Genomic DNA, 24,715 nt, shown 5'->3' on the forward strand with positions numbered 1-24,715 from the left:
GCGTCAGAACTCCACGCCGCGCTGCGCTTTCACGCCCTGCTCGCGATACGGATGCTTGACGATGCGCATTTCGGTGACGAGATCGGCGGCTTCGATCAGCGCATCAGGCGCGTGACGGCCGGTCACCACCACATGCAGCATTGGCGCGCGTGCGGTGAGCACCGACAGGACTTCGTCGAGCGGCAGATATTCGTACTTGAGCACCGTGTTCAGTTCGTCGAGGATCACCATCTGGTAGTCGCCGCTTTCGATCATGCGGCGCGCTTCGTCCCAGCCTTTGCGCGCCGTCGCGATGTCGGCGTCGCGGTTCTGCGTGTTCCAGGTGTAGCCGTCGCCCATCGTGACGAAATCGCAGTTGGCGATCGCGCCGAGAAAGTCGCGCTCTGACGTGTGCAGCGCGCCCTTGATGAACTGCACGACGCCGAGGCGCATGCCGTGACCCAGCACGCGCACGGCCATGCCGAACGCGGCGGTGGTTTTGCCCTTGCCCGTGCCGGTATTGACGATCAGCAGACCTTTTTCGACCGTGGCGTTGGCCTGCTTTTTCTCATGGCCCTCGCGTCGGCGCTCGGTCATGCGTTGATGCGATTCGGGATCGGTCTTCATGGCAGGTTCTGTTCCTGAGTGTCGTTGTTAGGGTGGTCGCGTTCAGCGTGGGCGGCGCTCGAGGCGATCGCCACGGTAACGCCGGCATGGACGGTTTTGCGCACGAGAAGCCGTGCTCGATGCGCATGAAAAGCGGCGGTTTCGCCGCGTCTGGTCGTTGCTGCAAGCAAGGCGCACGGCTCGCAGACGCCGTCCACGCCGAGATGCTCGCGCACCGCGCTTGACGGCTCCGCTATGGGCAGCGCCGCGATCTGCTCACTGCTGAAGAATGTCAGCGGCAGTGCATGGCGAGCGCAGAATTCGAGCAGGCCGGCTTCGTGGGCTTTGGTATCGATCGAGGCCACGGTGGCGATTTCGTCGAAGGAATGCGGGCCGAGCGCGGCGCGCACCGCTGCTTCGATCTGCCCAGCCGCGCTGTGCAAGCGACAACCAATGCCTACGCTCAGCGTTTTCATGGTACGTCTCCGTTCGCCGGCAACGTTGCAGTCTTGGCATACGCAGCGTCGCGCGCCAACGCGAGCGACGCCACACCGCCAATTACCACGATCGCCGGCGAGCCGAGTCCCGCACGCGAGACGCGCCCGGCAAACTCACCGAGCCGCGCGAGCACATGGCGTTGCTCGGGACGGGTCGCCGATTCGATCGCCGCGCACGGCATTTCGGCGCTCATGCCGGCCGCGAGCAACGCGTCGACGATTTCGCTCAGGCGCCGCATGCCCATGTAGATCACGAGTGTCATGCGCGTGGCCACCAGCGCGGCCCAGTCCGGCTCAGCGCTGCCCGCGCCGTGCCCGGTGACGAACACCACGCCTTGCGCGTGGTCGCGATGCGTGACCGGAATGCCGATTGCCGCAGGTGCCGCGATTCCCGCCGTAATGCCGTTGATGACTTCCACCTCGATGCCCGCCGCATGCAGCGCCTGCTGTTCTTCGCCGCCCCGGCCGAACACGAACGGATCGCCGCCTTTCAGGCGCGCGACGCTGCGCCCGGCCCGCACGTGCTCGAGCAATTGCGCGACGATGCCTTCCTGCGGTGTGGACGGATGTCCGCCGCGTTTGCCGACATGGACGACGCGTGCGTCGGCGCGCGCGAACTGGAGTACGTCGGGATTCACCAGATCGTCGACCAGCACTACATCGGCTTGTGCCAATGCACGGGTGGCCTTGAGCGTCATGAGTTCGACGTCGCCGGGACCGGCGCCGATCAGCCAGGCGCGGGTCATCGCGACGTGCATGGCGGGCGCCATGTAGTGACGAGCGGATCAGGGGCAGGCGCGAACGAGCACCGGAGAGCGGACTTTTGGGGCATGCACTGCTACGGATTCAGGCACGGCGCAATGCGCGGCTCGCAACGGTTCCTCCGGGAACCCGCATACGGACGCACCACGTCGTGCTTCAGCGCCTTCACATCCGTCCCTCGCGGATTCCGGCGGCCGGCGGCGCGATGTTGCCCTGAGGTTCGCCGCCTCCGCGTCTGGCCGGTATCCGGGCTGGCGGCCTCATGCGCTTTGCCTTCCCGTCCGCATTCGCTGGAATGTGCAGGACAGTGGCATCGAAAAAAACGCATGCGCGGCGCAAGACAACTCAACATTGCGCCGCAGGTCGCTTACCGTTGCGGGGACAGCACAGGTTGAGCGCATGAAGCGCGGCCTGTTTCCCGTTTAACTGCACACGCGAATGCATGTGCGGGCACCAAACGCGCGCATACGATAGCACATGGCGTCCCGTCCGATAAGCGCTTGCGGCCGGCGTTTTCTTGACTGCCGCGGGCTGCGGGCCTACACTCGCACGCACTTTGGTGCTCGCATGCGCGCTCGTGCGCATGCAGTTAAACGGGAAACAGGGTGCCCGCCTGTCATGGAACGGGTCAACCTGTGCTGCCCCCGCAACGGTAAGCGAAATGTGGTGCTAAGGTCAGTTCTTTAGCGCCGCGGAGCCGGCTTCGATGTCCACGCGCAAGGCCGCGTAGACATATCACCACTGGGCGAGAAATCACTCGCCCGGGAAGGGGAAGCGGCGCTTTCGCCAGCCCGGATACCGGCCAGATACGAAGGACGAACACCGCGGGGATGCGGTAGCGCGTTCATGACCTCACTTCCGCTTTCTGTTTTTGTTGTCGCGGCAACCCGTCGTTCGTCCCCGTGTTGTGTTGTCGTCCTGGCTCGCTGGACTTACGCGCCGTTTACCCGGCTCATGCGGACAGACACACAAACGCCCGGCGTGCACGTGCAACTCCTACGGATGGACCTCACGATGCAAACTCAAATGCGCAAGATCCCCGTCACCATCGTCACAGGCTTTCTCGGCAGCGGCAAGACCACGCTGCTGCGGCATATTCTTCAGCATGCGGGCGGCAAGCGCATTGCGGTGATCGTCAACGAGTTCGGCGAGCTGGGCATCGACGGGGAAATTCTCAAGGGTTGCGGAATCGGTTGCGATGAAAACGGCGTCGAAACCGAAGGCCAGTTGTATGAACTGGCAAACGGGTGTTTGTGCTGCACCGTGCAGGAAGAGTTTTTTCCGGTGATGGAGAAACTGGTCGAGCGCCGCGATCAGATCGATCACGTGCTGATCGAAACGTCGGGTCTCGCGTTGCCGAAGCCGCTGGTGCAGGCGTTCAACTGGCCGCAGATCAAGAACAGTTTTACCGTGGACGCCGTGGTCACCGTGGTGGACGGACCGGCTGCGGCGAGCGGCCAGTTCGCCGACAATCCGCTTGCCGTGGATGCGCAACGCAAGGCCGATCCGAATCTCGATCACGAATCGCCGTTGCACGAGTTGTTCGAGGATCAGTTGTCCGCCGCCGATCTGGTGATTCTGAACAAAACGGATTTGCTCGACGACGCGCAGCAAAGCGCGGTCGAACTTTCGATCCGGGAAGAAATTCCGCCGCAAGTGAAGATCGTGCGCGCGCAGATGGGCCAGCTCGATCTGCACGCGTTGCTGGGCCTCGAAGCGGCTTCGGAAGATACGATCCACCTGCGCCACGATCACCACGGTTCCGCCGAGGACGCCGACCACCACCACGACGAATTCGATTCGGTGGTCGTGCACGCGAATGCACCGTCGCGCGAGGCGGTGATCGCCGCGCTGCAAGGGCTCGTCGAAACGAACACGATCTACCGCGTCAAAGGTTTCGCGGCGCTGCCGGGCGCGGCGATGCGCCTGGTGATTCAGGGCGTGGGCCGCCGCTTCGACAGCTATTTCGATCGACGCTGGCAGGCCGGTGAAAGCGGCCCGAGCCGCTTCGTGCTGATTGGCGAGGATCTCGATCAGGCCGCGTTGCAGCGTGCGTTCGACACGGCGCTCGGCGTGCCTTCGGGCGTCGAAACACAACAGGCGTAAGCGCTCATGCATCTGTTGCGCACCACGCCGGGCGGTTTTGTCGACGATACGCAAGGCGTGATCCGCATCGATCAGCAGCCCGCCGATATCGTGGTGCTGAGTTCCGCCGATACCACGCTGTCGCTGCTCGCGAGTGTTTTTCCGCGTCTGGGCGAGGGTTTTCCTAGCGTGCGGCTCGCGAACGTCACGTATTTGCGGCAACCGGCCTCGGTCGATTTCTACGTCGAAGACGTCTTGCAGCATGCGCGTGTGGTGGTGGTCGATCACCTCGGCGGCGAAGCGTATTGGCCTTACGGCATCGAGCAGGTGGTGGCGCTCGCCGAGCGCAAACAGCAGACGCTCGCGATGTTCTCCGGCGATCTGCAGGAAGATCCGAACCTGCTTGCGCGCAGCACCGCCAGCGCCGATCTGTGCCATCAGCTCTGGCGCTATCTGCGCGAAGGCGGCCCGCAGAATGCCGAAGCGTTCCTGCGCTGTATCGCGCATCGCGCATTCGGCTGGGGGCGCGAGCCTGCGCCGCCGCACGCGTTGCCTGCCGCGACGCTCTATCATCCCGGCCGCGACACACCGACTATCGCCGACTGGCAGGCGCGCTGGCAACGGAACGCGCCGGTCGCGGCGATCCTGTTCTACAAGGCGCATCTGCAGGCAGCCAATACGGCCGTGTTCGACGCGTTGATCGACGCGCTCGAGTCGCAAGGTCTGAATCCGCTGCCGATTGCGATCACCTCGCTCAAAGATGCGCTGAGCCGCGAAGTGGTGCAATCGCTGTGCGCTGAGCACAATGTCGCGCTGGTGCTGAATACGACCGCCTTCGCCGCGTCCGCGATCGACGACCCCGAGCCGCTCGCGCTCGCCGGCGACGCCCCCGTGTTCCAGGTGATCCTGAGCGGCGGTAATCGCGAGGATTGGGTGAAGGACAATCAAGGCCTCAATTCGCGCGATATCGCCATGCATATCGCGCTGCCGGAAGTGGACGGCCGCATCATTACGCGCGCGATCAGTTTCAAGGGGCTCGCATACCGTTGTCCGCACACCCAGGTCGACGTGGTGCGTTATCAGCCGGACGTCGAGCGCGTGGGTTTTCTTGCCGAACTGAGCCGGCGCTGGTGCCGTCTGCGTTCACTGGATAACGCGGACAAAAAGCTCGCGCTAATCCTCGCCAACTATCCGATGAGCGAAGGGCGCATTGGCAACGGCGTGGGACTCGATACGCCGGCTTCGGTAGTCGGCATTCTGTCGATGCTGCGCGACGAAGGCTATCGTCTTGCCGACTTGCCCGCGAACGGCGACGCGCTGCTGAAAAAGCTCACCGAAGGCGTGACCAACGATCCGGGGGTACGTGATCTGCGTCCCGCGCTGCAAAGCCTCGCGCTCGACGACTATCTCGTGCATTTCAACGCTTTACCCGCTGAGGCGCGGCAGGCATTGAACGCGCGTTGGGGCACGCCCGAACAGGATCCGACGCTGCGGCGCGGCCGCTTCATGATCGCGGGCTTGCGTTGCGGGCAGGTGTTCGTCGGCATTCAACCGTTGCGTTCGCGCGAGGAGGGCGATTACGCCAGCTATCACGACGCCGACCTCGTGCCGCCGCATGCCTATCTGGCGTTCTATTTCTGGTTGCGTCACCAGTTCGGTATCGACGCAATCGTGCATGTCGGCAAGCACGGCAATCTCGAATGGCTGCCCGGCAAGAGCGTCGCGTTGAGCGACGCGTGCTGGCCCGATCTCATTCTCGGGCCGATGCCGCATCTGTATCCGTTCATCGTCAACGATCCGGGCGAGGGCAGCCAGGCGAAACGCCGCGCGCAGGCGGTCATCATCGATCACCTGATGCCGCCGCTCACGCGCGCCGAAAGTTATGGGCCGCTGCAGGATCTGGAGCGTCAGGTCGACGAATACTATGAAGCGCTGATGGTCGACCCGCGCCGCTCGAAGCTGTTGCGGCGTACGATTCTGGCGACCATTGTCGAACACCGGTTGCATGAGGAACTGAGTCTCGCGGAACCGAACGGGCAAAACGATGAGGATGCGCTGCTCACGCGTGTCGATGCATGGCTGTGCGAGTTGAAGGAAGCGCAGATTCGCGATGGCTTGCATACGTTCGGTCAATCGCCTGGCGGTGTGCAACGGCGCGATACGTTGCTGGCGCTGGGGCGTTTTCCTGTTGGCGACGGGCAGGGTGGCAAGGCTGGCTTGATCGATGCGCTGGCGCGCGATCTGCAGATGGACCATCTGTTCGATCCGTTGTCGGTGGATTGGTCGGCGGTGTGGGACGGCCCGCGTCCGGATGTATTGCAGCGTGTGAGCGATGCGCCGTGGCGGCACTGCGGCGATACGCGTGAACGGCTGGAGTTGCTGGCGGCGTCGCTGTTGCGCGGCGTGTGCGGTGATCAACCGGACGCTTCGGCGGCGTTGTTCGTCGACGGCTTGCCGCAGGCGGAGCGCGTAATCGAGCGATTGCGTGCCGACGTGTTGCCGAGGCTCGATGCTTGCGGCCCGCAGGAAATGCTTCAGCTGAAGCGCGGCCTCGAAGGGCGTTTCGTGCCGCCTGGGCCGAGCGGTTCGCCCTCGCGTGGACGGCCCGATGTGCTGCCCACCGGCCGCAACTTCTATTCGGTCGACACGCGCGCCATTCCCACGCAAGCTGCCTGGTCGCTCGGATTGAAATCCGCGCAGCAACTGATCGAACGGCATTTGCAGGAGAAGGGCGATTATCCGCGCGCCATCGGCCTCTCCGTGTGGGGCACCGCGACCATGCGCACGGGCGGAGACGATATCGCCCAGGCGCTCGCGTTGCTCGGCGTGCGGCCGAAATGGGCGCCCGGCAGTCACCGTGTGACCGATTTCGAAATCATGCCGATCGAGGTGTTCGACCGGCCGCGTATCGACGTCACCTTGCGTGTTTCCGGTTTCTTCCGCGACGCTTTCGCCAACGTCATGCATCTGTTCGACGCCGCCGTGCAGGCAGTAGCGGAACTCGACGAGCCCGAAGACCTGAACCCGATTCGCGCGCGCGTGCTGCGCGAACGCGACGCGCTCATCGCGCGCGGCATGGACGCCGGCGAAGCGCGCAAGCGCGCCGGGTGGCGTGTGTTCAGCGCGCGGCCCGGCGCTTACGGCGCGGGTTTGCAGGACATGATCGACTCGCAGCAATGGCAGACCGACGCGGATCTGGCGAACGCCTATCAGGCATGGGGCGGTTACGCGTACACGCAAAAGAGCGCGGGCGAAGAAGCACGTCATGCGTTCAGTGCGCGCCTCGCCGCGCTGGATGTGGTGCTGCAGAACCAGGACAACCGCGAGCACGACCTGCTCGATTCGAACGACTACTACCAGTTCCAGGGCGGCATGGTCGCCGCGGTGCGGCATCTGGCCGGCAATCAGCCGAGCGTGTACCACGCCGATCACAGCAATCCCGCCGCGCCGCGCGTGCGCACGCTACACGAGGAGATCGCGCGCGTGATCCGCTCGCGCGTGGTCAATCCGAAATGGCTCGATGGCGTGAAGCGCCACGGTTATAAGGGCGCGGCCGAAATCGCCGCGACCGTCGACTATCTGTACGGTTACGATGCGACCGCGCGCGTGATCGCGGATCATCAATATGCGCTCGTGACCGATGCGTATCTGAACGACGCTGACACCCGCGAGTTCTTGCAGCGGCACAACCCGCACGCGTTGCATTCGATTTGCGAGCGTTTGCTCGAAGCCATGCAGCGCGGATTGTGGCAGGCGCCGGGCGACTATCGCGCGCAGGTCGAACAGCATCTGCTCGCGAGCGAGCAGCAGATTGAAGGAATGCACCCATGAATTCAGCAGCCCAGCGGCCCGTTTTTCCATTTGCCGCGCTGATCGGCCAGGCGCCCTTGCAACAGGCGCTGTTGCTGGCTGCCATCGATCCGGCGCTGAGCGGCGTGCTGGTCACGGGGCCGCGCGGTACGGCCAAGTCGACCGCGGCGCGGGCGCTGGCCGAGTTGTTGCCGGAAGGGCAACTGGTGAATCTGCCGCTTGGCGCGAGCGAAGATCGTTTGATCGGCACGCTCGATATCGAAGCCGTGCTGCGCGACGGCTCGGTGCATTTCTCGCCTGGTCTGCTCGCGAAGGCGCACCGCGGCGTGCTGTATGTGGACGAAGTCAACCTGCTGCCCGACGTGCTCGTCGATGCCTTGCTCGATGCGGCGTCGAGTGGCGTGAATACCGTCGAACGCGATGGCGTGTCGCATAGCCACGACGCGAGCTTCGTGCTGATCGGCACGATGAATCCTGAAGAGGGTGAATTGCGGCCGCAATTGATCGACCGTTTCGGGCTGATGGTCGAGTTGCAGAACTGTTTCGAGCCGCGCGTGCGTCAGGCGATCGTGAAGGCACGCTTGGCGTTCGATCTCGATCCGCAGGGTTTCCGGGCGGGTTACGCGCAACAACAGGCGGCTTATGTGCAGCAGATTCATGCGGCGCGCGCCGCACTGCCGCAACTCGCATTCGACGAAGCCGTGCATGCGCGTGTCAGCGCGTTGTGTATCGATGCCGCCGTGGACGGCTTACGCGCCGATCTCGTGATGCTGCGCGCGGCGCGTGCGTTGGCGGCGTTCGAACAGGCTGCAACGGTGACGGCGGCGCATGTCGATCGGGTTGCGGAGGCGGTGCTGGTTCATCGGCGGCATTCTCGCGAGTCGCAAGCGGATCGTGATGCGCGTGAGGATGACGCTTCCGCTGGTGCTTTGGAGCGGTCGTCTGCGTCTTCATCTTCATCTGTGCAAGGGGAAGCGCTGTCGGCTGACGCTTCCGGCGATAGCGATTGGGGCTACCTGGCGCCCGAGCCGAGCGCGACCACGCATGTCAAAGGCGTCATACCGCTCAACGTAAAAAAACGCTGAGCCATCGGAAAGGCACCGCCGCTGACTCGCGCAGCGGTTTTCGATGGCAGCAAGGTGCGGGTGCGGGTGCGCGCAGCCACTTGGGTGCGGCGCCGGGCAAGCGCATCGCCTGGCCCCGGACACTCGCCGCGAAGCGGCAGGACGCGTTGCGGACCGAGCATTTGCGCTTCATGCGCGAGGCGCCGCGCGGCGGCGTGCTTCATTGTTTCGTACTCGATTGCTCGGGCTCCATGCTGGCCGGACAGCGCCTCGCGCTCGCCAAGGGATTGTTGATCGCCCTGTTCGACCACGCGAGCGCCGCGCGTGCCGAGGCCGCCCTGGTCTGTTTCGGCGGTGCGGGGGCGGATGTGCGATTCGGTCCCGCGGTGCCGCGCTGGTGGAACGAGCGGTGGCTGAGTCCTGTGGGAGGCGGTGGCGGCACGCCTCTGACGGCGGGCGTTCGGCAAGCGGGTCAACTGCTGGAGCGCAGTGCGCGCAGCAAGCCCGCGCAGCAACGCTGGCTATGGATCCTGACCGATGGCCGTACGCGTGACATGCCCGCGCGCCCGCTCGACGCGGACGAAGTCGTGGTCGTCGATTTCGAGCGTGAGGCGATACGGCTCGGCCGTTGCGAATTGCTCGCCGACGCGTGGGGCGCGCGGCGCTTTACGCCGGAAGAATTAATGAGCTGAGCGACGGGTGCGCTGTACCGCTCACTGTCCCGCGCGGATTTATTTCAAGCCGCTCGACCAATACACCACGTCGTCCTGGCGGTCGAACACGAAGACTTTCATCGCCATTTGCTGGGTCGCGTCGAGTTGATCGAGTTCGAGTCCATGAGTCGAAGGCGTGCCCGGCCCGCTGCCTTGCTGCACATTACGGATCACGGCTGTGGTTTCGATCTCCGTATCGCGATCTTTCGATTTCAGACGGAACGCGAGTCGCAACCGGTCGCCGACGGCGCCCAGGGTCCACGAGGCGGCCAGCGACATGCCGAGCGCGCTGACGCCTTTCGCGAGTCCGAGTCCTTCATACGACTCGCCGCTTTGACCGATGCCGAAACGCACCGCGAGATGCGTGCGGACGCGGATCGACTTGCGTTCGCGCAGGCGACGGATCACGCCGGGCTTCGATAACACGACGTAATCGAACGGTGAGCGGCAGATCGCCTCGATCGTGCAGACGAAACGGAACACGGCATGGCTGGCTATCGCGACGATTTCAATGTTTTCGCCGAGACCCAGTGGAAGCATGCGGCCGTCGTGCATTGGCGGCGTGACGAAGAGCGCATGGTTCGGTGCGAAGCCGATGATGCGGCACGGATGCATCGGCGCGCCGCTGCCGACCTGCGGGCGCACACCGATCAAGGCACCGATTTCCAGATGCATGTCCTTGAGCGTCAGTGGACTGCCGGGGTCCGCGTGGGCGTCTGATTCGCGCGTCGGTTGCGTGGCCGCGTCCAGCAAGTCGCCGCGTTGCGGGTGGAAGTGGCCGAACAGGAAGTTGCGCTCGTCCGTGGTCGCGAGAATGGTGCTAGCGGCGAACAGGAGCGTGCCGTCGGCGTCGACGATCGGCCACTCGAGGGGGATGCCTACCGGAACGTTATCCAGATTCAGAGTTGACGTTTGTCCGGCGGGGGAGTGTTCCTCGACTGGATTGTCCATGGTCGGCGGCTATTTGAGTGGCGGGATATCTCGGTTGACGGCTGTCAGGAGGGAAACTTTAGTTTCGCGGGGGCTTTCGTTTCTTTCGCCGCTTCTTTGTTGTGTGGTGGGGACTATATTGGAGTGAGGGCGCTCATTGCCTGGTCGGTTAGCGAGAGGTGCATTCGCCGATCATGGTCAGGTCGTCGGAAGTGTGATTGCCTCGCTGGCTCACAATTAAATCGGATGGCTAACTAATTTGATGGTGTAGTGATGATGACTCATTTCGTTACTCTCGACTTTCTGAAAAATATTCCGCGAAGGGGGTTGACGACCTGTCGCTCGCTCTCCATAATCTCGTTTCTCTGCTGCTGATGCAGCGACGCAGAACGAAGCGGTGCCGGGTGGTTGTGAGGTTGGCAATTGCGGTGGTGGCGGTTCGGTAGTGAATGCGTACCGATCTTTAAAAATTAACAGCCGATAAGTGTGGGCGCTTGATGCGCGATGCGAGGCGGATCCTTCGGGGTCTGCCGAGAAGCGAAAGTATCAAGTCTCACACAGTAATGAAAGGAAGGTTTGACTGTCGCAAGATGGTTGGATCATTCGTCAGTACGTTGAGTGAGCGACCGGTCTCGGAAGAGACCGAAAAAACAGTAACAGGTTTGAACTGAAGAGTTTGATCCTGGCTCAGATTGAACGCTGGCGGCATGCCTTACACATGCAAGTCGAACGGCAGCACGGGGGCAACCCTGGTGGCGAGTGGCGAACGGGTGAGTAATACATCGGAACGTGTCCTGTAGTGGGGGATAGCCCGGCGAAAGCCGGATTAATACCGCATACGCTCTGCGGAGGAAAGCGGGGGATCTTAGGACCTCGCGCTACAGGGGCGGCCGATGGCAGATTAGCTAGTTGGTGGGGTAAAGGCCTACCAAGGCGACGATCTGTAGCTGGTCTGAGAGGACGACCAGCCACACTGGGACTGAGACACGGCCCAGACTCCTACGGGAGGCAGCAGTGGGGAATTTTGGACAATGGGGGCAACCCTGATCCAGCAATGCCGCGTGTGTGAAGAAGGCCTTCGGGTTGTAAAGCACTTTTGTCCGGAAAGAAATCCTCTGCCCTAATATGGCGGGGGGATGACGGTACCGGAAGAATAAGCACCGGCTAACTACGTGCCAGCAGCCGCGGTAATACGTAGGGTGCAAGCGTTAATCGGAATTACTGGGCGTAAAGCGTGCGCAGGCGGTTCGCTAAGACAGATGTGAAATCCCCGGGCTTAACCTGGGAACTGCATTTGTGACTGGCGGGCTAGAGTATGGCAGAGGGGGGTAGAATTCCACGTGTAGCAGTGAAATGCGTAGAGATGTGGAGGAATACCGATGGCGAAGGCAGCCCCCTGGGCCAATACTGACGCTCATGCACGAAAGCGTGGGGAGCAAACAGGATTAGATACCCTGGTAGTCCACGCCCTAAACGATGTCAACTAGTTGTCGGGTCTTCATTGACTTGGTAACGTAGCTAACGCGTGAAGTTGACCGCCTGGGGAGTACGGTCGCAAGATTAAAACTCAAAGGAATTGACGGGGACCCGCACAAGCGGTGGATGATGTGGATTAATTCGATGCAACGCGAAAAACCTTACCTACCCTTGACATGTATGGAAGTCCGCTGAGAGGTGGACGTGCCCGAAAGGGAGCCATAACACAGGTGCTGCATGGCTGTCGTCAGCTCGTGTCGTGAGATGTTGGGTTAAGTCCCGCAACGAGCGCAACCCTTGTCCCTAGTTGCTACGCAAGAGCACTCCAGGGAGACTGCCGGTGACAAACCGGAGGAAGGTGGGGATGACGTCAAGTCCTCATGGCCCTTATGGGTAGGGCTTCACACGTCATACAATGGTCGGAACAGAGGGTCGCCAACCCGCGAGGGGGAGCCAATCCCAGAAAACCGATCGTAGTCCGGATCGCACTCTGCAACTCGAGTGCGTGAAGCTGGAATCGCTAGTAATCGCGGATCAGCATGCCGCGGTGAATACGTTCCCGGGTCTTGTACACACCGCCCGTCACACCATGGGAGTGGGTTTTACCAGAAGTGGCTAGTCTAACCGCAAGGAGGACGGTCACCACGGTAGGATTCATGACTGGGGTGAAGTCGTAACAAGGTAGCCGTATCGGAAGGTGCGGCTGGATCACCTCCTTTCCCGAGCTGACGTGTCAAACGTTGAGCGCTCACGCTTATCGGCTGTGAAATTGAAGACAGATACGCAGACAGACTCAGGGGTCTGTAGCTCAGTCGGTTAGAGCACCGTCTTGATAAGGCGGGGGTCGATGGTTCGAATCCATCCAGACCCACCACTGATTCTGCGGTGGCTGACCGGTGAACCCCTTGGGATGAAAGCAGATCTGATCTGTGCATGACTGGGGGATTAGCTCAGCTGGGAGAGCACCTGCTTTGCAAGCAGGGGGTCGTCGGTTCGATCCCGTCATCCTCCACCAATCCTCAATGCGTAGCGTTCTGCGAGAGAAGCAGAGCGTTGTGCATTGGCGATTGAGCCAGTCAGAGTGATACGCGGTTATGGCAATCGCGATATCGGCTGTCGTTCTTTAACAATCAGGAAGAAGTAGTAAAGAGATTCACGAAAGGTCACTTAGAGATGGGTGATTGAGTAGGTGAATCAGGGTTGTGATTGTATCAATGTATTTTAAAGGTGATCGAAAGATTGCTTTGGAATACGGCGCAACACGAATACTCAACCTGTAGCGGCATGTGACTCGAGAGAGACACACCCGTTATAGGGTCAAGCGAACAAGTGCATGTGGTGGATGCCTTGGCGATCACAGGCGATGAAGGACGCGGTAGCCTGCGAAAAGCGGTGGGGAGCTGGCAAACGAGCTTTGATCCACCGATATCCGAATGGGGAAACCCGGCCCGTATGGGTCATCCGTAGCTGAATACATAGGCTACGTGAAGCGAACGCGGTGAACTGAAACATCTAAGTAACCGCAGGAAAAGAAATCAACCGAGATTCCCAGAGTAGTGGCGAGCGAAATGGGACCAGCCTGTACTCTTTATCTTCATTGTTAGTCGAAGGCTCTGGAAAGTGCCGCCATAGCAGGTGATAGCCCTGTAGACGAAAACAGCGAGGAAGAACTGGGTGTACGAGAAGTAGGGCGGGACACGTGAAATCCTGTCTGAAGATGGGGGGACCATCCTCCAAGGCTAAATACTCGTGATCGACCGATAGTGAACCAGTACCGTGAGGGAAAGGCGAAAAGAACCCCGGGAGGGGAGTGAAACAGATCCTGAAACCGCATGCATACAAACAGTCGGAGCCTTCGCAAGGGGGTGACGGCGTACCTTTTGTATAATGGGTCAGCGACTTACATTCAGTGGCAAGCTTAACCGATTAGGGCAGGCGTAGCGAAAGCGAGTCCGAACAGGGCGATTCAGTCGCTGGGTGTAGACCCGAAACCAGGTGATCTATCCATGGCCAGGATGAAGGTGCGGTAACACGTACTGGAGGTCCGAACCCACTAACGTTGAAAAGTTAGGGGATGAGCTGTGGATAGGGGTGAAAGGCTAAACAAACCTGGAAATAGCTGGTTCTCTCCGAAAACTATTTAGGTAGTGCCTCGTGTATCACCTTCGGGGGTAGAGCACTGTCATGGTTGTGGGGTCCATTGCGGATTACTACGCCATAGCAAACTCCGAATACCGAAGAGTGCAATCACGGGAGACAGACATCGGGTGCTAACGTCCGGTGTCAAGAGGGAAACAACCCAGACCGCCAGCTAAGGTCCCCAAATATTGCTAAGTGGGAAACGAAGTGGGAAGGCTAAAACAGTCAGGAGGTTGGCTTAGAAGCAGCCATCCTTTAAAGAAAGCGTAATAGCTCACTGATCGAGTCGTCCTGCGCGGAAGATGTAACGGGGCTAAGCAATATACCGAAGCTGCGGATGCACATTTATGTGCATGGTAGGAGAGCGTTCCGTAAGCCTGCGAAGGTGCATTGAAAAGTGTGCTGGAGGTATCGGAAGTGCGAATGCTGACATGAGTAGCGATAAAGGGGGTGAAAGGCCCCCTCGCCGTAAGCCCAAGGTTTCCTACGCAACGTTCATCGGCGTAGGGTGAGTCGGCCCCTAAGGCGAGGCAGAAATGCGTAGCTGATGGGAAGCAGGTTAATATTCCTGCACCATTGTTAAATGCGATGGGGGGACGGATCGCGGAAGGTTGTCCGGGTGTTGGAAGTCCCGGTCCTTGCATTGGAGAAGGCGCTTTGGCAAATCCGGGCGCGGAATTCAAGGGTGCGAGGCCATTCACTTAGGTGAAGAAGCAATCGGAAGTGGTTCCAAGAAAAGCCTCTAAGCTTCAGTTTAACAGGACCGTACCGCAAACCGACACAGGTGGGCGAGATGAGTATTCTAAGGCGCTTGAGAGAACTCGGGAGAAGGAACTCGGCAAATTGGTACCGTAACTTCGGGATAAGGTACGCCCCTGTAGCCTGACTGGCCTGCGCCAGAAGGGTGAAGGGGTTGCAATAAACTGGTGGCTGCGACTGTTTAATAAAAACACAGCACTCTGCAAACACGAAAGTGGACGTATAGGGTGTGACGCCTGCCCGGTGCCGGAAGATTAAATGATGGGGTGCAAGCTCTTGATTGAAGTCCCGGTAAACGGCGGCCGTAACTATAACGGTCCTAAGGTAGCGAAATTCCTTGTCGGGTAAGTTCCGACCTGCACGAATGGCGTAACGATGGCCACACTGTCTCCTCCCGAGACTCAGCGAAGTTGAAGTGTTTGTGATGATGCAATCTCCCCGCGGCTAGACGGAAAGACCCCATGAACCTTTACTGTAGCTTTGCATTGGACTTTGAACCGGTCTGTGTAGGATAGGTGGGAGGCTTTGAAGCGTGGACGCCAGTCTGCGTGGAGCCGCCCTTGAAATACCACCCTGGTTTGTTTGAGGTTCTAACCTTGGTCCGTTATCCGGACTGGGGACAGTGCATGGTAGGCAGTTTGACTGGGGCGGTCTCCTCCCAAAGTGTAACGGAGGAGTACGAAGGTACGCTAGGTACGGTCGGAAATCGTGCTGATAGTGCAATGGCATAAGCGTGCTTAACTGCGAGACCGACAAGTCGAGCAGGTGCGAAAGCAGGTCATAGTGATCCGGTGGTTCTGTATGGAAGGGCCATCGCTCAACGGATAAAAGGTACTCTGGGGATAACAGGCTGATACCGCCCAAGAGTTCATATCGACGGCGGTGTTTGGCACCTCGATGTCGGCTCATCTCATCCTGGGGCTGTAGCCGGTCCCAAGGGTATGGCTGTTCGCCATTTAAAGAGGTACGTGAGCTGGGTTTAAAACGTCGTGAGACAGTTTGGTCCCTATCTGCCGTGGGCGCTGGATATTTGAAGGGGGCTGCTCCTAGTACGAGAGGACCGGAGTGGACGAACCTCTGGTGTACCGGTTGTCACGCCAGTGGCATCGCCGGGTAGCTATGTTCGGAAGAGATAACCGCTGAAAGCATCTAAGCGGGAAACTCGCCTTAAGATGAGATATCCCCGGGGCTTCGAGCCCCTTGAAGGGTCGTTCAAGACCAGGACGTTGATAGGTCAGGTGTGGAAGCGCAGTAATGCGTTAAGCTAACTGATACTAATTGCCCGTAAGGCTTGATCCTATAACAGGTGTGTTTTGTGCCGGTCATGGCGGATGCTTCAGCATTTACCAGGACCCCACCCCCGAAGGGGGCAGGACACCACGCACGGTTGAGATCAGTGTTGTGCCAGAAACAACACAACCCCCCGAATCTCCCTCTGGTGAGCATCACCAGAAACTACTTCTTCCCGATTGGCGGTATTGCCCCATGGGCAGTACGGCAACAAGTCATGCCTGATGACCATAGTGAGTCGGTCCCACCCCTTCCCATCCCGAACAGGACCGTGAAACGACGCCACGCCGATGATAGTGCGGATTACCCGTGTGAAAGTAGGTCATCGTCAGGCTCCCCCGCAGCAGACAGAAACCCCACCCCAAAAAGGTGGGGTTTCTGCGTTTACCAACCCCTCCACACCGCCCTTACAGAACCGGATCAGCGCGAAAACCCGACACGAATCCGACACGAACAACCCCCTTCACTCCTTCCCCAGTCGCACCGCCTTCGCGTAGCCCGTCAGCTCAAGATACGCCCGCCCCACCTGCACGCCTTCGCGTTTCACCCGCACCGCACCTTCCCAATACACCGCGCCGGTCGATTGCCGCGAATCGAGTTCCTGATCGTCCATCAGCGGGTCGAGTTGCCATGTCAGCGTGCCGGTTTTGACCGTCATCGACACCGGATAGGACGTGTCCGTTCGCGGCGAGCGCCATATGCGCCGCGGCGTAAAGTCAACCTGATCGGCACCGAACGTCGTGACTTCGCCATCGGGTTGGCGAAATGCCGCGTGCGCCCACACGGCGCGTCCATCGCGACCGCGAACCTTGAATGCCATCAGCGCAGAACCGTCATTGAGATTGGCGCCCAACCAATCCCATCCCACGGCATCGGCGTCGAGCAACGTGCTCGACCACTCGTGATCGAGCCACGCCATACCCGTCACAGCAGTCTCGCCACGCGACGGACCGCCCGCCGCCGCCGGTCGAACCACGCTACCAGTCACGCGCAGTTGCGGCTCACTGTAGTAATAGCTCGCCTGCTCGGGGCGCGGACCTTTGCGTGAATAGCCGCGTTCGCCCTGAATTAAAGGTGCTTGAGTCGGCGTCAACATGAGATGCAAAGAAAAGCCGTCCGCGTCGACAGTGACGTCGTAGCGACCGTCGGCGTTCCGGACCATCTTCCATGCATCGAGTTTGACATCGGTATTCGCTGGCTTCGCATAGGCGAGTCCGAAACCCTGGCGAGCAATGCGCTGATCGTGCGCAAGATGGCCGAGTGCAGGATCGCTCAACGCGGCATGGGCAATGATCAATTGCGAAGGAGCGAAAGCGCTCGGGTCTGCGGCGTCATGGCCCGTTGCGGAGCGAAAGAAGGTGATCTGAAAACCGAGCGGCCGATTGTCAGGCGTAGTGAGCCAACCTGTCGCGTACCACCACTCGGTGCGAAACGCCGCGTGCGCGCCGCTGTCTTGCGGGAGGGCGATTGCATGGTCAGGTGTGACCGCGGCGAATTCGGAGGGGACGGCGAATGCGGTCGACGCAGTCAGCATTCCGATAGATAGCCAGCCGCGAACCCGACGACCTATGCGCGGACGGACCGTACACGCAGACTCAACAGGCGGCATTTCGCCAGACATCCGGCATGACATCTCGCGCGCAATCGACATGCCGATCGACGCGGTCTCACTCAAAACCACGAGCGCCGCTCGCAGCGCGCACGGCCGCAAGGCGAGCCGAAAACTATCGCCGGCGAGATCAACACGCGCTATCGCGACACGCACAATCCGTCGTGCCAACTCATGCGAGAGAGCCCGTATCACCAATCCTCCTTCACTGCGCGCACCGCATCCACCGACACGGCGCCGCGTCCGGCTATCACCGCCGTCGAACACGACGAAGCCAGCATCACCAACGCGACGCTGCCTAACGCCGTCCACGGCACGTGCAGCGACATGCTCCAGTGAAACGACTGCGGATTGACGACGAACACCAGGATCAGACTGATCGCGAACCCGAGCACGAAGCCCATTGCAATCCCGCACGCGGTGAGCATGCCGCCTTCGAGCGCCAGGATAGCGAGCACTTGCGAGCGCGTCACGCCGACGTGCCGCAGCATGCCGAACTCACGGGCTCGCGCGAGCGTTTGCGCGGAGAACGTCGCTGCCACGCCGAACAGGCCGATCACGATCGCGACCGCCTCGAGCAGATAGGTGACCGCAAAACTGCGATCGAAGATCACCAGCGTGCGCGCACGAATCTCGCCCGGCAGCGACAGATCCAGCGATGCTCCAAAGGGCAGCGCGCGCAGCCCCGCGACGACCCGCTCGACGCTCGTCCCCGGTTCAATGGTGACGGCCACATCCGTCGCGCTCGTGTCGCCGGTCAAGCGCCGGTAATCCGCGAGCCGTATCTGGATCGCGCCAGTCTGCCGCGCATAATCACGCCATACGCCGGCCACCACGAACACGTGACCGCGCTCGCCAAGCGGCAATTGCACACGTTGGCCCGGCCTGTATCCATACAGATCGACGATTGCTTCGGATACCCAAACAGGTGTTTCATCCGCGCGAAGTCCGGAAGGCGGCAGCGCCGGTCCGGTCATCTGCAGATTCGCGCCTGGGCCGGCAGCATCGATTTCACGCGCGAGCAAGGCGACGTCGGGCCGCGCAGGGTCGAGTGCGAGACGCGAGATGCGCGTAAATGCGGCTGTCCTGATGCCGGGCACGGCGGCCAGCCGGGATTGTTCGTCGGGCCGCAGACCGCCGGTATCGCCGTTTGGCGCGACGCGTACATAGAGATCGGCGGAGAGCAGATGCACCAGCCAGTCTTCGACGGAAACCTTGAAGCTGGCCACCATGATTGCCATCGCAACGATCAGCGCGAAGCTCGACAGCACGCCGCCCATTGCGATCGAAGCATGCCCCGGCGCGTTCGCAAGACGCGCGAGCGCCAGCGTGCCGACCGCGCCGGTGCGCCGCCGCGTTGCAGCCGCACGGCTCGCCGCGCCGAAGATGAGCGCGGTCACGCGCGGCATCAGCGCGATCCCGCCGACCAGCAGCAACGCAACGGCCACGTAGCCGCCAATCGGCGCATCGAACAGCGGCGGCAACTGCGTGAGGATGGCGGCGGCCAGCAGGCACAGCAGCGCCGGCCACGGTGTGGCGAGCCGCGCCAACGCAGCTTCTTCGGCGCCTGCCTTGAGCGCCGCGGCGGGCCGGGCACGTACGGCTTCCAGCGCGGGAGCAAGACTGCCCAATATCGAAACGGCGAGTCCGAGTGTCAGGAACAACGCGCTCGCCAGCGGTTCGAAGCCCACTTGCGGCTGCACGCCGGGAAAGTAGCCGCCACCCAGGTCGCTGCCAAAAAAATGCAGCGCGCCGCTCGCCATCGCATAGCCGAGCGCGAGTCCCGCGAGTGAACCGAGCAGGCCCAACAGCGCGCCTTCCAGCAGAATCTGGCGCAGCAGCTGGCCACGCGTCAATCCGAGCACACGCAGCATGGCGAATTGCGCGCGGCGTCGCACGACGCTTAGCGCCTGCGTCGAAAACACGAGAAACGCACCGGTGAATAACGCCACCAGCGCGAGAACATTCATATTGATCCGGTACGCGCGGGAGAGGCGATCGGTGCGGCTTTCGGCATCGCGGGTTTCGGAAACGACCCACTGGTTGCCGAGCCGCGCTTGCAGATCGCGCCTGAAGCGTTCCCTGTCGACACCGCGTTCGAGTTGTACATCGACGCGCGACAGCTTGCCGATTCCGCCGAACTTCCACTGCGCGGCGGCGATATCCATGACTGCGAGCCGCTGACCGGGCCGCGTTCTGACAATGCCGCCGGCCACGCGCAAATGCACGATCGAGGTGCCGCTTCGCAACGCCACGTCGTCGCCGACTTTCACGTTGAGCCATTGCTGGGCTGCCGACGAGAGAAACACGGTATCCGCTGCGAGTGTATCGAGCGGCCGGTCCGGTGAGGGCACGCCTGTCAGGTCGGGTGCAATACGGCTTGCCTTGAACACGTCGATGCCGAGCACCGGCAGTGCCGTGCTCCGCTCGGGCACGGTCACATCGAGCGCGAGCACGGGGCTGGCCAGCGCAACACCGGGCGCGTTCGCGAGTTGCGGATAGATGGCCTCGTCGGCCAGAGGTTGGGCGCCGCGCACCTGCAGATCGGCCTCGCCCGACAGGCTGCGCGCCGCTGCGGAGAATTCGTTGAAGGCCGCGCTATTGATCAACTGCACGGCGTAACCGAGCGCGACGCCGAGCGCGATCGTTGCAATCGCAACTAGCGCACGTCCGCGGTGACTGCGCCACTCGGCGCCCAGCAGCCAGCGCGCGAGGACGCGATGCCCTTGCACGCGTGGCCGCGAGCGTGAATCAGTGGACATCGTCGGCGGAAGCTGCGGGGGACCGTGAACCGAAAGGCGCGGAGGTCCGGGACGAGGCGTGCAGACCGCCGTCGCTCAGAATCAGGATGCGGTCGGCAACGGCCGCGGCGGCCTCCGAGTGCGTCACCATGATCGTGGCCGCGCCGGTCGCCTTGCTTTGCGCGCGGAACAGGGCGAGCACGTCGTGGGCGGTGTCGGGGTCGAGGTTGCCCGTGGGTTCGTCGGCGAGAATCAGTTTCGGGCGATGCACGAGGGCTCGCGCGATCGCGACCCGCTGCAGTTCGCCGCCCGAGAGTTGGCGCGGAAAGTCGTCGCCGCGTCCGCTCAGACCGACGGCCGCAAGCATATCGAGCGCGGCGACAGTGGGCAGATCGTTCAGCAACAAGGGCAGCGTCACGTTCTGCGCGAGCGTCAGGTGAGGCAGCACGTGAAACGCCTGAAAGACGAAGCCGAGTTTCTGCCGGCGCAAGCGGGTCGCCGCGTTGTCGTCCAGACGCGAAACGGCGCTGCCGTCGATGATCACGTCGCCGCTATCCGCACTGTCGAGGCCGGCCACCAGATTGAGCAGCGTCGATTTGCCGACGCCGGAATCACCCATGATCGCGACGAACTCGCCGGGCGCGAGTGTGAAATCGAGGTACGCCAGCACGATACGGCCCGCGCCGTATGTCTTGCTCAGTCCACGGCACTCGAGCGCGGGAACGACACTTTCCTCACGAAGCAGCATGCGGTTTCCGAAAAGTGTGGCGGATAAGCGGCGGGGCGTTCAGACGGGCGAATGATGCGACGCACGCATGCACGAACATTGGCTTGAATCGCCGAAGTATATGCGGCTTCTGTAAGGCTCGCAGAAGCTCGGAGCACGTATGCAACCGGCGTGAAATGACGCGGCCATTCGGTCGCCGGTCTTCTCTGGCGCCGTGTGCGGGATTGAAATCGGCGCGGCCGATCAAAAATTTTTTTGTCCGCGAACGGGTAAAAATTTTCGCTGAACCTTCGAAATTCATACCCTCGACGTTCCGCGCTTCGGCATTTTCTACCCCGGCTTGAAACGCGTCCTGAAGTGCTCACGCAAAATTCAATAACAGCATCTCAATTGCATGCTTTTTCGCGCAAATTCGCCTTCGGCCAGGCGCGTCAATGGCTTTGTGCATCTGCACATTTTTATTCATTTCGCAAGGCCGCGCGCGGCAATACTGCGTTGTCAACGGCGTTTCAGCAGTGTTGCGCTGCAAAAGTATTCTTATCTTGGTAATCTCCCACCCTCGGTCATTCGACTGCGGGTAAACGTGTAGCGGACACCACCGCTTCGACGTCCATTTCAGCGAAACCAAGCCTACATATCCATTTCAATGCCTTGCATTCTGAAGGCGTTGACGCGGCGTTTTGTACTTCAAGTTTTTGACAGAGCACATGCCATTGCCTCTTCTTAGCCTTCTTATCTGGATTCCCATTGTCGCCGGCCTGGTTGTTTTGCGCGCCGGATCCGACGCGGCACGTAGCCGCACCCGGTGGCTCGCGCTGGCCGGCGCGGTTGCGGGTTTCCTGCCGGTGATTCCGCTGGTGTCGAATTTCCGCAACGACGTCACGTCGATGCAGTTCGTCGAGAACGTCAGGTGGTCGCCCACGTTCGATATCGCCTGGCATGTGGGCGTGGATGGGATCTCACTGTGGCTCGTCGCGTTGACCGCGCTCACCACGATCATCATCGTGGTGGCCTCGTGGGAGTCGATCACGGAGCGGACCGCGCAGTACTTCGGCGCGTTCCTGATGCTGTCGGGCTTCATGCAGGGCGTTTTCGCGTCGCTCGACGGCATGCTGTTCTTCATCTCGTTCGAAGCGACGTTGATTCCGCTCTATCTGTTGATCGGGACCTGGGGGCAAACGAACCGCACGTATGCGGCGGTGAAGTTCTTCTTCGTGTCGTTCCTCGGCTCGCTGATGATGCTGATGTCCATGCTGTACCTGTACAGCCAGACGCACAGCTTCGACCTCGCGCTGTGGCGTGAGACGCACCTCGGCACCTGGCCGCAGGTTCTGATCTTCCTCGGTTTCCTCGCGGCCTTCGGCGTGAAGGTGCCGATGTGGCCGCTGCACACGTGGCTGCCCGACGTTCACCTCGACGGCCCGACCGGGGCTGCCGTGATGATCGGCATGCTGAAGCTGGGCGGCTACGGTCTGCTGCGTTTCGCGTTGCCGATCGCGCCGCAGGCAAGCCACTTCTTCGCGCCGATGATGATCACGCTCTCGCTGGTCGCGGTGATCTACGCGAGCCTGCTGGCACTCGTGCAGACCGACATGCGCCGCCTGCTCGCGTATTCGACGGTCGCGCACATGGGTCTCGTGACGCTCGGCCTGTTCGTCTTCAACCGTATCGGCCAGGCCGGCGCGATCGTGCAGATGCTGTCGTACGGCGTGGTGTCCGGCGCCATGCTGCTGTGCACGGGTATGCTCTACGACCGCACGAAGACTGCATCGATCGCCGAATACGGCGGCGTTGCCAACACCATGCCGCGTTTCGCCGCGTTCGTGATGCTGTTCTCCATGGCCAACATCGGCCTGCCTGGCACCTCGGGTTTTGTCGGTGAATTCATGGTGCTGATGGGCACGATCCGCTTCAATTTCTGGATCGGCGCAATCGCCGCTTCCACCTTGATTCTGAGCGCGGCCTACACGTTGTGGATGTACAAGCGCGTGATCTTCGGTGCGATTGCGAACGCGCGCGTGGCGAACCTCAAGGATCTCGGCAAGCGTGAGTTCGTGCTGCTCGGCGCGATGGCGTTGCTGGTGCTCGCCATCGGCATCGATCCGAAGCCGTTCACCGATGCGATCGATCCGTCGGTCGGCACGCTGCTGGCTCAATCGGAGCGCCCGGTTCATCCTTCTGACACTGCACCGGCCGAAGGCGGCGAACATCTGCAGGCCGCGGCGCCCGCGCTCGTGGCCGTGAGAACCCGCTCGCCGGGCTGATCGAACGGGATACTGCGCAGTTGCAGCATTCGCCTCGCGAATGCTGCTTCGCCAACACGTTTTTTCTTCCGCGTTCAAGTCTCTTTGCATGCACCCGATGCGGCGCGATCACTCAGGTCGCGCCGCATTTTAGTGCCTGTTTGAAGGGACGTTGTGATTTTCCGATTCCCCCGATGCTCCGCAATGGAGCATGGCAGGCGCGCATCTGCGCGCAGGCGTGCGGCAACGTGTCGCACTGTATTGCGGCGCAATAGATCGTTGCAGAAACGAGGGTTTATCGCGGCAAATCGTCCCACTATTATGCGAGCGCTTACTATTGGGAGACCGGTCGAATGACGTTTGTTGAAGTCGTAAATGAGAGGCAATGGTTATGAAAGGAAAGACTCTGCGAGGGTCGACAAGTTTCCTTTCCGCCAGCCTCGCGTTGCTGCTCTCGGGTTGCAGCAACCTCGATATTCTGAATCCGAAGGGGAGTGTGGGTCTGGCGGAACGTGAGCTGATTGCCACGTCCACCTGGGCCATGCTGATCGTGGTCGTTCCGGTGATCGCGCTCACGCTGCTGTTCGCGTGGCGTTACCGCGCGTCGAACAAAAGCGCGGAGTACCGTCCGGGCTGGGTGCATTCGACCGGTGTCGAAATCGCCATCTGGACGATTCCGACGCTGATCATTCTGTTCCTTGCCGTGCTGACGTGGAAAACCACGCACGAGCTCGATCCGTACAAGCCGCTCGAGTCGCAGGTGAAGCCGATCAACGTCGAAGTCGTCGCGCTCGACTGGAAATGGCTCTTCATCTATCCGGACCTCGGCATTGCGTCGGTGAACCAACTGGCGTTCCCGGTCGGCACGCCGGTGAACTTCGTGATCACGTCGGACACGGTGATGAACTCGTTCTTCATCCCGCAACTCGGCGGCCAGATCTACGCGATGGCAGGCATGCAGACGCGTCTGCATCTGATCGCGGACGAAGCCGGTGACTACGCGGGCACTGCGGCGAATTTCAGCGGCAAGGGTTTCTCGGACATGAAGTTCCGCGCGCTCGCCACTTCGCCGGAAGAGTTCAACGCGTGGGTTGCGAAAGTGCGCGCTTCGTCGGACAACCTCAGCATGGACCGTTACCACACGGTATCCGCGCCGACCGAGAAGGAGCCGGTGCGCTACTTCTCGACGGTCGATCCGAAGCTCTTTCACAACATCATTGCCCGATATAACAACGGTAACGTCCTCGACAACATGAAGGACGCTAACTGTGGGCCTAAGGGGTAA

At 61.3% G+C, this 24,715-nt stretch carries 13 protein-coding genes, 2 tRNA genes, 3 rRNA genes and 2 riboswitches; of the genes, 11 read left to right on the top strand and 7 right to left on the bottom strand.

The window, feature by feature from the left end; translation table 11 throughout:
* Nucleotides 1–3 precede the first annotated feature (3 nt).
* From cobO to cobA, 3 genes are read right to left on the bottom strand one after another with little or no spacing between them, the layout of a single operon-like run.
* A complete protein-coding gene (gene cobO / locus PDMSB3_RS26830; RefSeq protein ID WP_007177053.1) occupies nt 4–606 on the bottom strand; it encodes a cob(I)yrinic acid a,c-diamide adenosyltransferase in 603 nt (200 codons plus the stop codon).
* Nucleotides 603–1,061, bottom strand: a complete 459-nt coding sequence (locus PDMSB3_RS26835) for a cobalamin biosynthesis protein (protein WP_007177054.1) — start codon at nt 1,059–1,061, stop codon at nt 603–605. The genes cobO and PDMSB3_RS26835 overlap by 4 nt, the downstream gene beginning before the upstream one ends.
* A complete protein-coding gene (cobA, locus tag PDMSB3_RS26840; protein ID WP_035517164.1) occupies nt 1,058–1,828 on the bottom strand; it encodes a uroporphyrinogen-III C-methyltransferase in 771 nt (256 codons plus the stop codon). The genes PDMSB3_RS26835 and cobA overlap by 4 nt, the downstream gene beginning before the upstream one ends.
* Nucleotides 1,829–2,064: 236 nt before the next feature.
* A riboswitch (cobalamin riboswitch) is annotated at nt 2,065–2,317 on the bottom strand.
* Nucleotides 2,318–2,384: 67 nt separating this feature from the next.
* Nucleotides 2,385–2,665: riboswitch (cobalamin riboswitch) on the top strand.
* 193 nt (nt 2,666–2,858) lie between these two features.
* On the opposite strand from cobA, the gene cobW reads away from it, so the two are divergent.
* From cobW to PDMSB3_RS26860, 4 genes are all read left to right on the top strand, one after another.
* Nucleotides 2,859–3,950 (top strand): cobalamin biosynthesis protein CobW, encoded by a 1,092-nt coding sequence (gene cobW, locus PDMSB3_RS26845; RefSeq protein ID WP_310699855.1) that lies wholly within the window; start codon nt 2,859–2,861, stop codon nt 3,948–3,950.
* Nucleotides 3,951–3,956: 6 nt separating this feature from the next.
* Nucleotides 3,957–7,760: a cobaltochelatase subunit CobN gene (cobN, locus tag PDMSB3_RS26850; RefSeq protein WP_165188277.1), complete on the top strand. Its 3,804-nt coding sequence runs from the start codon at nt 3,957–3,959 to the stop codon at nt 7,758–7,760.
* Nucleotides 7,757–8,824, top strand: coding sequence for an ATP-binding protein (locus PDMSB3_RS26855; protein ID WP_007177058.1), 1,068 nt, complete (start codon nt 7,757–7,759; stop codon nt 8,822–8,824). Before cobN ends, PDMSB3_RS26855 begins: the two co-directional genes overlap by 4 nt.
* Before the next feature lie 80 nt (nt 8,825–8,904).
* Complete coding sequence (locus PDMSB3_RS26860) at nt 8,905–9,495, top strand: vWA domain-containing protein (RefSeq protein WP_007177059.1); 591 nt, start codon at nt 8,905–8,907, stop codon at nt 9,493–9,495.
* Between the two features lie 39 nt (nt 9,496–9,534).
* On the opposite strand, the gene PDMSB3_RS26865 is transcribed toward PDMSB3_RS26860, so the two are convergent.
* Nucleotides 9,535–10,467, bottom strand: a complete 933-nt coding sequence (locus PDMSB3_RS26865; RefSeq protein ID WP_007177060.1) for a flagellar brake protein — start codon at nt 10,465–10,467, stop codon at nt 9,535–9,537.
* A gap of 643 nt (nt 10,468–11,110) precedes the next feature.
* On the opposite strand from PDMSB3_RS26865, the gene PDMSB3_RS26870 reads away from it, so the two are divergent.
* The 5 genes from PDMSB3_RS26870 (at nt 11,111) to rrf (ending at nt 16,444) form a co-directional block, all read left to right on the top strand.
* Nucleotides 11,111–12,641 (top strand): 16S ribosomal RNA (locus tag PDMSB3_RS26870).
* Between the two features lie 78 nt (nt 12,642–12,719).
* Nucleotides 12,720–12,796, top strand: a tRNA-Ile gene (locus PDMSB3_RS26875).
* A gap of 65 nt (nt 12,797–12,861) precedes the next feature.
* Nucleotides 12,862–12,937 (top strand) — tRNA-Ala (locus tag PDMSB3_RS26880).
* Between the two features lie 300 nt (nt 12,938–13,237).
* A 23S ribosomal RNA gene (locus PDMSB3_RS26885) occupies nt 13,238–16,119 on the top strand.
* Between the two features lie 211 nt (nt 16,120–16,330).
* A 5S ribosomal RNA gene (rrf, locus tag PDMSB3_RS26890) occupies nt 16,331–16,444 on the top strand.
* Together the 16S, 23S and 5S rRNA genes with 2 tRNA genes alongside form the textbook arrangement of a ribosomal RNA operon.
* A gap of 129 nt (nt 16,445–16,573) precedes the next feature.
* Here rrf and PDMSB3_RS26895 read toward each other — a convergent pair.
* The 3 genes from PDMSB3_RS26895 to PDMSB3_RS26905 form a co-directional block, all read right to left on the bottom strand.
* Nucleotides 16,574–17,743 carry a lipocalin-like domain-containing protein gene (locus tag PDMSB3_RS26895; protein ID WP_035517166.1) on the bottom strand — a complete coding sequence of 390 codons (1,170 nt, stop codon included), beginning with the start codon at nt 17,741–17,743 and terminating at the stop codon, nt 16,574–16,576.
* Nucleotides 17,744–17,910: 167 nt separating this feature from the next.
* Complete coding sequence (locus PDMSB3_RS26900; RefSeq protein ID WP_165188279.1) at nt 17,911–20,481, bottom strand: FtsX-like permease family protein; 2,571 nt, start codon at nt 20,479–20,481, stop codon at nt 17,911–17,913.
* Nucleotides 20,471–21,208, bottom strand: a complete 738-nt coding sequence (locus PDMSB3_RS26905; RefSeq protein WP_007177063.1) for an ABC transporter ATP-binding protein — start codon at nt 21,206–21,208, stop codon at nt 20,471–20,473. The genes PDMSB3_RS26900 and PDMSB3_RS26905 overlap by 11 nt, the downstream gene beginning before the upstream one ends.
* Nucleotides 21,209–21,894: 686 nt before the next feature.
* Between PDMSB3_RS26905 and PDMSB3_RS26910 the strand changes: the two genes are divergently transcribed.
* Nucleotides 21,895–23,451: an NADH-quinone oxidoreductase subunit M gene (locus PDMSB3_RS26910; RefSeq protein WP_007177064.1), complete on the top strand. Its 1,557-nt coding sequence runs from the start codon at nt 21,895–21,897 to the stop codon at nt 23,449–23,451.
* 370 nt (nt 23,452–23,821) lie between these two features.
* Entirely contained in the window at nt 23,822–24,715 is an 894-nt protein-coding gene (gene cyoA, locus PDMSB3_RS26915) for a ubiquinol oxidase subunit II (protein WP_007177065.1), read from the top strand.

The organism is Paraburkholderia dioscoreae, assembly GCF_902459535.1.
Taxonomy (GTDB): Bacteria; Pseudomonadota; Gammaproteobacteria; order Burkholderiales; family Burkholderiaceae; genus Paraburkholderia; species Paraburkholderia dioscoreae.

Excerpts from the sequence above, each read along its gene's own strand:
- PDMSB3_RS26905 (WP_007177063.1), bottom strand. The coding sequence starts at position 21,208 with ATGCTGCTTCGTGAGGAAAGTGTCGTTCCCGCGCTCGAGTGCCGTGGA.
- PDMSB3_RS26910 (WP_007177064.1), top strand. The coding sequence starts at position 21,895 with ATGCCATTGCCTCTTCTTAGCCTTCTTATCTGGATTCCCATTGTCGCC.
- PDMSB3_RS26900 (WP_165188279.1), bottom strand. The coding sequence starts at position 20,481 with ATGTCCACTGATTCACGCTCGCGGCCACGCGTGCAAGGGCATCGCGTC.
- cobO (WP_007177053.1), bottom strand. The coding sequence starts at position 606 with ATGAAGACCGATCCCGAATCGCATCAACGCATGACCGAGCGCCGACGC.
- PDMSB3_RS26895 (WP_035517166.1), bottom strand. The coding sequence starts at position 17,743 with ATGTCATGCCGGATGTCTGGCGAAATGCCGCCTGTTGAGTCTGCGTGT.
- PDMSB3_RS26855 (WP_007177058.1), top strand. The coding sequence starts at position 7,757 with ATGAATTCAGCAGCCCAGCGGCCCGTTTTTCCATTTGCCGCGCTGATC.
- PDMSB3_RS26835 (WP_007177054.1), bottom strand. The coding sequence starts at position 1,061 with ATGAAAACGCTGAGCGTAGGCATTGGTTGTCGCTTGCACAGCGCGGCT.
- cyoA (WP_007177065.1), top strand. The coding sequence starts at position 23,822 with ATGAAAGGAAAGACTCTGCGAGGGTCGACAAGTTTCCTTTCCGCCAGC.
- cobN (WP_165188277.1), top strand. The coding sequence starts at position 3,957 with ATGCATCTGTTGCGCACCACGCCGGGCGGTTTTGTCGACGATACGCAA.
- PDMSB3_RS26865 (WP_007177060.1), bottom strand. The coding sequence starts at position 10,467 with ATGGACAATCCAGTCGAGGAACACTCCCCCGCCGGACAAACGTCAACT.
- cobA (WP_035517164.1), bottom strand. The coding sequence starts at position 1,828 with ATGACCCGCGCCTGGCTGATCGGCGCCGGTCCCGGCGACGTCGAACTC.
- cobW (WP_310699855.1), top strand. The coding sequence starts at position 2,859 with ATGCAAACTCAAATGCGCAAGATCCCCGTCACCATCGTCACAGGCTTT.